Annotated in this window: 9 protein-coding genes; 4 read left to right on the plus strand and 5 right to left on the minus strand. The window is 66.7% G+C overall.

Features of this window, described 5'->3' with window-relative positions:
* Positions 1-435: 435 nt before the first annotated feature.
* The 4 genes from IM767_RS20370 to IM767_RS20385 form a co-directional block, all read right to left on the minus strand.
* A complete protein-coding gene (locus IM767_RS20370; RefSeq protein ID WP_109210342.1) occupies positions 436-720 on the minus strand; it encodes a hypothetical protein in 285 nt (94 codons plus the stop codon).
* 119 nt (positions 721-839) lie between these two features.
* Positions 840-1,529: a hypothetical protein gene (locus IM767_RS20375; protein ID WP_109210343.1), complete on the minus strand. Its 690-nt coding sequence runs from the start codon at positions 1,527-1,529 to the stop codon at positions 840-842.
* 269 nt (positions 1,530-1,798) lie between these two features.
* Positions 1,799-2,476, minus strand: coding sequence for a response regulator (locus IM767_RS20380; RefSeq protein ID WP_109210344.1), 678 nt, complete (start codon positions 2,474-2,476; stop codon positions 1,799-1,801).
* Positions 2,476-4,299, minus strand: a complete 1,824-nt coding sequence (locus IM767_RS20385) for a sensor histidine kinase (RefSeq protein ID WP_162564268.1) — start codon at positions 4,297-4,299, stop codon at positions 2,476-2,478. Before IM767_RS20385 ends, IM767_RS20380 begins: the two co-directional genes overlap by 1 nt.
* Before the next feature lie 89 nt (positions 4,300-4,388).
* Between IM767_RS20385 and IM767_RS20390 the strand changes: the two genes are divergently transcribed.
* The 3 genes from IM767_RS20390 to IM767_RS20400 all read left to right on the plus strand — a co-directional run bounded on the left by IM767_RS20390 (position 4,389) and on the right by IM767_RS20400 (position 6,563).
* Positions 4,389-4,958: a hypothetical protein gene (locus IM767_RS20390; RefSeq protein WP_162564269.1), complete on the plus strand. Its 570-nt coding sequence runs from the start codon at positions 4,389-4,391 to the stop codon at positions 4,956-4,958.
* Between the two features lie 472 nt (positions 4,959-5,430).
* Positions 5,431-5,625, plus strand: coding sequence for a hypothetical protein (locus IM767_RS20395; RefSeq protein ID WP_162564270.1), 195 nt, complete (start codon positions 5,431-5,433; stop codon positions 5,623-5,625).
* Positions 5,626-6,065: 440 nt separating this feature from the next.
* Entirely contained in the window at positions 6,066-6,563 is a 498-nt protein-coding gene (locus IM767_RS20400) for a metallophosphoesterase family protein (protein WP_109210381.1), read from the plus strand.
* Between the two features lie 134 nt (positions 6,564-6,697).
* Here IM767_RS20400 and IM767_RS21085 read toward each other — a convergent pair whose 3' ends face one another.
* Positions 6,698-6,823 (minus strand): hypothetical protein, encoded by a 126-nt coding sequence (locus tag IM767_RS21085; protein WP_275426021.1) that lies wholly within the window; start codon positions 6,821-6,823, stop codon positions 6,698-6,700.
* Positions 6,824-8,117: 1,294 nt separating this feature from the next.
* Here IM767_RS21085 and IM767_RS20405 point away from each other — a divergent pair.
* Positions 8,118-8,969, plus strand: coding sequence for a hypothetical protein (locus IM767_RS20405; protein WP_162564271.1), 852 nt, complete (start codon positions 8,118-8,120; stop codon positions 8,967-8,969).
* The last annotated feature ends 239 nt before the right edge of the window (positions 8,970-9,208 follow it).

Raw genomic sequence — 9,208 nt, forward strand, 5'->3', positions numbered from 1 at the left:
GGCGGGCCGTCCGCTCGTGCGCGCCCCCGGGGGGGGGGGGGGGGGGGGGGGGGGGGGGGGGGGGGGGGGCGGGGGGGGGGGGGGGGGGGGGGGGGGGGGGGGGGGGGGGCACGCGCGCACCCCTTAGGTGGGTAAGGGGGTGTCAGTCAGGTCGACTTCCGACTCAACACAGTCGCGACCTCGTGCCCCAGCGTCCCCCTTGGGAACGGCGAATCGGAGCAACTGCCTCGGGATTCCGCCTGCGCAAGCGCCCCATCCGGTCGCTGGCAGGCCCGTTTCCCTTGCACGCCTCGACTATTGCATCACCGCGTGGACGCGCCTGGCGGGTCGCTCGGCGAGCCATGCGCGAAAGCGGGCAGTGGAAGTTCGCTGTTTGGGCGTGCGATCACCGGGCCGTGAGCGGGCGTGGTCGAGTCAACCCGCAGCTCGTGAGTCCTACACGATGCCTTCGCTGACGCGGTCCCTTCGGAGAACCCCGTCCAGCACGGAATCCAGCCGGGTTTGCGGCAGGTCATGGGAGGCGGAGCGGGCAATCGCACCGGTGCGTGCAAAGTCCAACCGGGTGTTGGCCGCGAACTCGCTGTCGACGGCGCCGTAAGAGTAAGGGTTCTCGTCGGTGACGTTCAGGATGCCCTGATCATTGCATTGAATTCGCGGCGCGGAGAGCCGGGGTGAGCCGAGCAGCTGGGATCGGGCAGCGCGTTGCTGGCTCTGGGCCAACGCTGTCTCATCACCTCGGGAGCCCGGCTGATCGCGCCGTCGTTCAGCGCGATGGCGCAGCGCGTGCGAGACGAAACGCCCCGCGCATTCCCGGAGCGTTTCGTCTCGCCCTGCGAAGCTCAACGACCTGCGCTCGCTGCGGCGACGACCGCGGTATCCGGCCCCGCCTTCGTGACTACTCCGCGGATCAACTGCGCGCTCATCCACACGCAGGGGACCAGCAGCGCGACGCCACCCGCGACCGTGGCGTCGATGGGCAGCGGAACGAAGCCGACGACCACGGGCAGCACGAACAGTAGCGGGACGACGAGCGGCACGATCCGGCTGCGCCACAGCGCCAGGGCGAGGAGCGGCAGGGTCACGAAGAAGCCCACGAGGCCGACCATCAGCGGGATGCCGAACGAAGGCTGGGCGAAGATCTCGATGACCTGCGCGACTGTGGCCTGCGTGTCGGTTCCCGACATGAGCACGGTCAGCATGGCGAGCTCGAAGCCGATGACGAGGAGGAGCGCGATTGCGCCGATCACTCCGGTCGCGAGGCCGATCACGCCGAGCGTGCGCCCGCGGCGTCGTGCAATCGTGATGCCCCCGATCCCGAGGGCAGAGACCATGAGGCAGATTGACCCGAAGAGCTGGAGCATTTGTGCGGGGTACACGCCGTTCACTCCCTCCGCGAACGCCGTGAATTGTTCCTCAGCCGTTTCGTAGGGCTCCGGATTCAGCAGGCCAGGAAGCACGAATAGTCCGAGCGGTGCGAGGGTGATCCCGATCGCTCCCAGCCAGCGCAGCGTCACGTCCAGACGTCGCATGATTGTCAACTTTCACGAGATTTCGAAGCACCATCGGTGCGGAACGCCCCCATGCTGGCGGCGGCGAGGCACGCTCGCATCCGACGAGAGGTCGTCTCTCGGGTGTCGGAGGTCTCGGATCGGCCACCACAAAGTCGTAAGCCCGTCCGACCCTGGTCGGAGTCGCGGCAGACACCCCGAAGTCCGATCGCGCCCGGCATCCCGGAATTCCCCATCGCGATACGCGGCTTGGCCTGGCTACTCGATCTCCAGGGGTTGCAGTACTGCGGTCACCTCAAGTCGGCACCGGGCCGCATGATCCCGCAGTCGTACGCGAGCACGACCGCCTGCACGCGATCACGCAGGCCGAGCTTCGCCAGGATGCGCGTGATGTGGGTCTTGACTGTTGCCTCGCCCATGTAAAGCTCGGCGCCGATCTCGCTGTTCGACAGCCCTCGCGCGATCGCCTGGAACACGTCGAGCTCACGCGCCGTCAGACCGGCGAGACGCTCCGGCACGCCGTCGACGTGAGCGGGCTGACTGACGTACGACTCGACGAGCCGTCGGGTGACGGACGGCGCGAAGAGCATCGCCCCACTCCGTGACGCACGAATCGCTGTGGCGAGTTCGGCGGGCGGCGTGGTCTTCAGCAGGAATCCGCTTGCCCCGGCGCGCAGGGCGCCGGCGACGTACTCATCCAAATCGAACATCGTCAGCATCAGAACGCGCGCCTCGGGACGGACCTCGACCACACGACGTACACCTTCGATGCCCTCGACACCGGGCATCTGCACGTCCATCAGCACGACATCCGCACGTGTGGCGACCGCCTCGCGCGCCGCCGTCGCCCCATCCGACGCTTCGCCGACGACCCGGAGATCCGGTTCGGCATCGATGATCGCCCGCAAGCCCGCACGGATGAGGTGCTGATCATCGGCGATCAGCACTCGGATCGGCGGCTCGTCCATCACAGCCTCACCACGGGCTCGGCCGAGAGCACGGCCTCGACCCCGAAACCGTCATGCTGCCAGCCCGCGCGGAACGTGCCGCCGACTCCGTCGACGCGCTCACCGAGTCCGATGAGTCCGAAACTGGGAGTTTCGACGGCACGGTGGTGTGGATCGATCGTCGAGGTACCGTCATCCGTCACACTCACTCGCAGTTCGTCGCCACGTCGCTGGACGCTGACCCGCACGTGCCGCGCGTTCGAGTGCCGCACGACATTCGTCAGGCTCTCCTGCACGACGCGGTAGACCACGTCGTCGAGATGCGCCGGGATCGCTGTCTGATCGAGTGAGATCTGCAGCCCTGTCTTTCGCATGCGGTCGACAAGGCGCTCGAGTGGCTCATGGGTCGGCGAGGCCAGCCCCGGCGCGCCGATCGCCCCCGAGTCGAGGAGGTCGAACAACACCTCGAGTTCCCGCAAGGTGTGTGACGCAGCCTCATCGACAGTCCTGAGCGCATCCCTCGCGGCAGCAGGATCCCGCTCTCGGAGGGCAGACGCCGCTGACGACTGCAGCACCATGACGCCCACCGCGTGGCTCGCGACATCGTGAAGCTCGCGGGCGAGCCGGAGCCGTTCCTCGCGCCGGGCGGCCTCCACCCGTGCGTCCAGGTCGGCGCGCAGGCGATCGGCGTGCGCGGACGCGACCCGGGCGGCACGGTCCTGCGCTCCCCACTCGAATCCCGCGAAGGCGGGCAGCGCCAGCACGAAGAGCGTGAACACGGCGTTGCCCGGATCGTGCAGTCCAAACCATCCCGCTGAGGCGGCCGCGAGTACAGCGAGGACGAGCCAGCTCATGGGAAGCGCCACGACGCCCGCCGTCCACGCGAGCACTACGAGACAAAGAAGGTTTCCTACAGTAGGCAGCACCCCGCTGACGAGGGCCGAACCAGCAGCGAAGGCGGCCACGATTAGTGCACCAGCAGTGAACCGCCTGCGAACGGCCACACACGCGGGCAGTACGACGGCGACTGCCCACGCAAGCGGCTCGGGCCTCTCCCACAGACTGAGGGCCAGTTCGACGAGGCCCATGACGAGGAGGACGCCGGCGAGAACCACGTCCATCACGCGGATGCGGGGGTCTCGACGTGTCCCAGGTCGATCAACGTCGGGCTCCGCCCTCAGGATGCCGAGCAGCCAGCGCAACTCCGTCACAGCCTGACGTCCGCGGCGCGACACAGATTCGATGAGAGGCCCGTCCAAGTCGGCTCGAGCAGCCGCGGCATCCGCTCGCATTCCCTCGACCGCCGCGCGGAGGAGCCCTAACGACTGTCCACCTAGGCGAGCGCGTTCGTTGGCGACGATCTGGGATGCGAGCGTTGCCGCGTCGGTCGCCTGTAGTTCTGCGGCAGATGCTTGCGCGCGCCGTGCGCCGGCGGCGCGCACCTGCACGACGCGGCCGTATGCGAAGACGAGCGCCGTGAGGATGATGGCGAAGGCGATTGTGCTGCCATCCCAGTTCTGCATGGAGGAGATCGGAAAAGTGAGCGAGACCAGCGCTCCGCGCCAGAACGGCGCGTACCGCCCGACGGAGTAGACCCCGATGAAGAACGGCGCCAGATAGGCGCCAGTGTCATCCGTTAGCCCGATGACGTCGAGAACCAGGTACAGAGCCGATAGCAGTGCTCCAGCGGTGAGCGGCCGCTGGGGAAGCATCACGACGAGCGCGGCGGTGGCCGGGACGATGGGAAGCGCCCACCATGTGCTCGGCAGCAGGAACGCCGCCACCGAGACCCCGCACACTACGGCGAGGACCGCATCCGCAAGCGAGGGGCGCCGCAGCCACATGCCCGGAGAGTACCGCCCCGTGAAGCCCCGCGCATCAGACCCAGGTCTTACACCGCCTACGACCACAGGGGTGCGAGTGAAGACGTGAGGTGCGCACCAACCATCTGCGGGATGGATGCCGTGACCCGGCCGCGGTCGGCACGATCGCCTCCAACGGCACCGGTTCGGGCGGTGCCCGGCCGAAGGAGGTAGCAATGCCAACAATCCAGAATCCATCGATGTCGCTTCAGCCGCTTGCCGCCGGCGTCAAGCTGACGGTCACCTACACCGCCGAGGTCTCGGCGATCGAGGCCTTCTTGATGCAGAACGGGCTCGTCGTGGAGGAACGCGTGCAGCTCTTCGGAATCGACGGAGCGCAGATCGGTCCAACGGCGATCTGGACCTCGACGCCGGAGCCGCTCGTGCTTCCCGTCGGGAGCACCTCGGTCGCACGCACTCGAGAAGTCACCCTGCCGCGCGCATCGCTCCAGGAGGATGCGAATGAGCCGATCTACGTCTATCTGCCCGCCCGCCCAGGAGATCCGTGGTGGCTGAGGCAGCAAGTCCTGATCGGCTACAGGCCCGACGACGACGAACTGCTCGCGCGTGTTGATCTGTCGTATGCCGGATTCCCATCGGCGACGGCTGCCGATACCCCAGTGGTGGTGCTCCGTGGCTAGGGGACGGATGTCCGGGATCGTGGCGGGTGGCATCGTTGCGCTCGCCGCGACGGCTGGCGCGGTCGCCCCCACCGCCAACACCGCCGCCGAGATCGTGGCGTGCCAGAACAAGACCACGGGCGTCCTACGGATCCCGCCGGACGGCGTCTGCCTCACCAAACCGAGCCTCCTCGCGGAGCGCGAGGTGCGATGGGGTGTCGCCGGTCCGGCAGGGCCCGCCGGACCAGAGGGACCGACGGGGCCGGCCGGAGCTGTTGGGCCTGAGGGTCCTGCGGGACCTGCCGGGCCCGCTGGGCCGACAGCCGCCGCCGGCGTTCCGATCTATCGAACAGAGGACCCGGGAAATACGAGCCCGGCGGTCACCCACGTCGTTCCGGTGGGATCGCCCTTGTCCGTGCCGGCAGGGCGCTATCTTGTTCGGGCGCAAGGGCGCGCCGGCCATTTCGAGAGTGACTCCTCAGTCGGGTGCTTGGTGACCGTCGACGGGGTCGAGGCGGGATGGGGCCGTGTTGCCCACACCGAGCCCTGGGCCGACCAGATGGTCGATATCGAAAGGGTCGTGACGCTCGCGTCGGCTGGCCGCATAGAGATGCGGTGCTACACGTCGGTCAGCGGGGCGTACGTCGTGGACTTCTCGCTTGTCGCTATGCCCATAGAACTCAAATGAGCCCTGTCGTCGGCGTCGAGCCAACGCCAGTCGCGTGACTCGCAGCATCGTGGTCTTTCCTGCGCGGGGCTGCCCGGTCACCGACACAGCCGATATGTGCTGGCGATCGCAGCAGCTGCCTCCGCTTGCCCGGCGTCAAGCACAGTGTCGCCGTCGAGCACTTCAGAAGCCAGGTCGACGATGTCGCTCCAGGTAGCGGAGTAGGTCATGCACAGCCCTTTGCCGGAAGACCACAAGAAGGACAGTAGGTGATGGCGCTCAAGGCTCGCCCCCGCGCCGGTCACTTCGATAGGGCATAGGCGCCGATCTCACTGGCGACGCTCTGATGCCGGTGCACGTGCGAGCGGCAGCCGTACCGCCGCTGAGCGAGTGCCGATTACACAGGGCCGTCTTGAAATAGGCGAGCGCCGGAAGTGGAGCTCATCCGGGATGCTGGAGTTGTGACATCGCGGCTCCTCCTCATCTCCGACACGCACATTCCCGGCCGCGCGCGGCGCCTTCCCGGTGCTGTGCTGCGTGCAGCCGATGCCGCCGACCTCATCGTCCACGCCGGCGATTGGGTAGCAGTATCCGTCTTCGAAGAGTTGCAGCACCACGGCGAGGTGCTGGGCGTGTACGGGAACAATGACGGCGATGACCTTCGTGCTGTTCTGCCCGAAATCGCCTCGCGCAGCATTGAGGGAGTCCGGTTCACCGTTGTGCATGAAACGGGAGATGCGAAGTCGCGGGAGCGGCGCATGCGGCTGGCTTTCCCCGAGACGGATGTGCTCGTCTTCGGGCACAGCCACATCCCTTGGGACACTGTGACGCCCGGCGGTCTGCGTTTGCTCAATCCGGGTTCGCCCACGGATCGTCGCCGGCAGCCGCGGCACACGATGATGAAGGCGCTCGTGGAGCCGGACGGGCGGATTGATGTCGAGTTGCTCCCGGTCGAGTGACGCGGCTCCTACCACCGTCGCAGGCGGCCGACTTCGGCGGAGACGCACTCTGCTGATCCTTCCTCCAGTCGTTCTGACGCAGCGGGAACGCCGGTCGCCAACGAGCGCGGTAGGCGTCGGCGACAGGGTCTCAGTCAGTTGGCGGCAGATCGGATGAACACGTCAACCGTGTTGTCGCGGAGGTGGAAGCTGAGGATGCTGCCCTCGGGGAGCCAGTCCCCGAAGCCGTCTGTCGCATTCGGGTCGTTCCGCAGGTGCACGGAGTGCTCAGTCGCTGGTGGAGAACACCGAAAATCGAATCTACTGCCCGTGCTGTCCCACGCGGCAATACAGATATCTCCGATCGCAGTCTCGACGGACCACACAACCACGCCATGGTAGGGCTCGAATTGCCGCAGGGTCGAGGCCACTGGGCGCCAGCCATTCCCTCCCAGCACCGCCATGGCCGTGCTGTTCGCGTCAGCCGCCGTCCGTTGCAGCGATGCGTCAGGTCGGGGGCCGCCAAGCCACACCACCGCAGCGGCACCGATACTTGCGATCACGGCAACCCCAGCTACGGCCCACCAGGTGCCATTTCGCGCTCTCCGGGCGCCCCGCCACGAAAACTGTGCTCTCCGCTTCGGGGGGCTCGTTAGCTCCTCGATCCCGCCACCCGCAGCCGAGCCCGGGTCGGCGGCGGCAGGGTTGAGCGCGCCTGGGGAGGCCGTGGACGACGCGTCCGCGGCGGTGGCAACGGCGCCAAGGCTGCGTTGGGTCGTCCTCGTGAGGGCGGCAGCGGCTTCCAGATCGATCAGCCTGGCCAGCGCCGTGGGATCTGCGTATATATCGGCACGCGGACCGTACGCTCGCGCGCGCAACACGTTCAACTCGCGTTCGGTATCGGTCGGGCGCGAGGATCCTTCCGTGAGCTCGAGTCGCTCGGAGTCTGGTGCGGAGGGAGATCCATCCACAGCATAGATTCTACGCCGAGAAATACGCGGCGCATCAGGTCATAGGGAGCGCGTAAAGCGGCCGGCAGGACAGTGAACAAGCGAGGACCTCTGCGGTGCATCTCAGAGGCGGCGGGGGCGGAAAGCTGCTTCCTCGGTACTGTATGCGCCCCTCACCGCTTGGCGCTGGGCTTCCAATTGAGACGCCGACCGGTGGGTTGAAGCGGGTCGCCAGCTGACGGGGTATCACACGCTGAGCAAGGAGGCTCCTCCCAGTGTCCCGAGACAATTTCAGCCGACCGGGATTCTGGACAATCAGAGCCAAACGCTGACTGAAGCAATCTCCGGTGCGGCGTGGTGCGGCTATTGCTACCACCTGGCCGCAGCCCCGAACTGAACGGAGCTCGGGAGCCGGGGCGGCGGGAGGTCGGACGATTGCTGAGGAGCATCGACGATGGTTTCAAGCCGGAGGTCAGCGCGAAGGCTTCGAGCGCCTACGGCGGCACTCGGGCTGACGGTTGTCCTTTTTCTAAGCGGATGCGCCGGGGCTTCCGGAAATGAAACCGGCCGGCTCGGCGATTGGGTCGCAGACGTCGGCAAGGGATGGGACCAGTTCGTTGCTGAGGTGCTCACGCCGATCGCCAACGCACTGCTTGCAATAGTCATCGCCTGGCTTTCGATCGCGGTCGCCGCCCGTCTCGTCTCGCTCATTCCGGGTATTCGCAATCTCCGCATGAATCAACGAACCGGCAGAGCGCTTCTGTCTGTTGGGTGGGCGTTGGTCGTCTTGACACCGATAGTCACGGTCCTATCGACTGCTTTCGCCGCTGACACGTTCGTCACTTGGCTCGTCGTTTCGACCCCTCTCGCTTCCGCTGCAGTGTGTTCGTTAGGTCTGGGTCTCGCGACCCGTCCGCGCGTCGATGCGAAGGTACTCACGCCAGACGGGCCGTCGAATGAAGGATGGGCGATCGACGCGCTGATGCAGATCAGGAACGTCAGCCGGGACGTCCCAAGCATGCGGGTCAACGATGCGAACAGGGATGAGTTTGGAGCGTTCATCAGCATCGCTGACCGTACCGGTAGCGGTCTGGCCTCAGCGATCGCATGGCTCGTGCAGGCGCTGTTCAATGCCGCACCGTGGCAACTCCACGTCACGGTGCTTGACGGTCGCTCTGCCATCGCGACCGTTCGGCGAAACGGCCAAGCGCTCGACGAGGTCGAGATCACGCTCGACTGGCGAAATGCGGACTTCGACCAGCATCGCAAGTTGCTGGCGATGGCGGCCGCATTCACGTCCGTGACCATGACGCGGCGTTATCCCGACACACTTCAATCCTTCGCAGTGAGCGACTGGAGGTCTGTCGGTTACCTGAGCATCGCGAGTATGACGAGGGGGGCGGAGCGCCGCCACTACCTCGCCCTAGCGACTGCCAGTTCCATAGGAGCCTCACCAAGCGGACGTCGCCAAAGATAGTCGTAGCCGAGCGCACGTCGAATGGGGAGCCTCCATCTGGTTTGAGCCCAACCCTGCGTACGCACGCCGGTCGGCGGCAGCGCGGAGCACAGATAGTGTCCGTCGCGGGCGGGATATGGGGACTGCTGCACGGATCGGTGACAGGTTGTAGTCACGCCGCCAGTGCGACGGTCGTGTTCATGATGGTCTCGAACTCGATGGGGGTCAAACGGCCCAGGCGGCGCTGACGCCGCCGTCGA

This window comes from Microbacterium ureisolvens (assembly GCF_015278315.1).
Lineage (GTDB): Bacteria > Actinomycetota > Actinomycetes > Actinomycetales > Microbacteriaceae > Microbacterium > Microbacterium ureisolvens.

Excerpts from the sequence above, each read along its gene's own strand:
- IM767_RS20380 (WP_109210344.1), bottom strand. The coding sequence starts at position 2,476 with ATGGACGAGCCGCCGATCCGAGTGCTGATCGCCGATGATCAGCACCTC.
- IM767_RS20385 (WP_162564268.1), bottom strand. The coding sequence starts at position 4,299 with ATGTGGCTGCGGCGCCCCTCGCTTGCGGATGCGGTCCTCGCCGTAGTG.
- IM767_RS20375 (WP_109210343.1), bottom strand. The coding sequence starts at position 1,529 with ATGCGACGTCTGGACGTGACGCTGCGCTGGCTGGGAGCGATCGGGATC.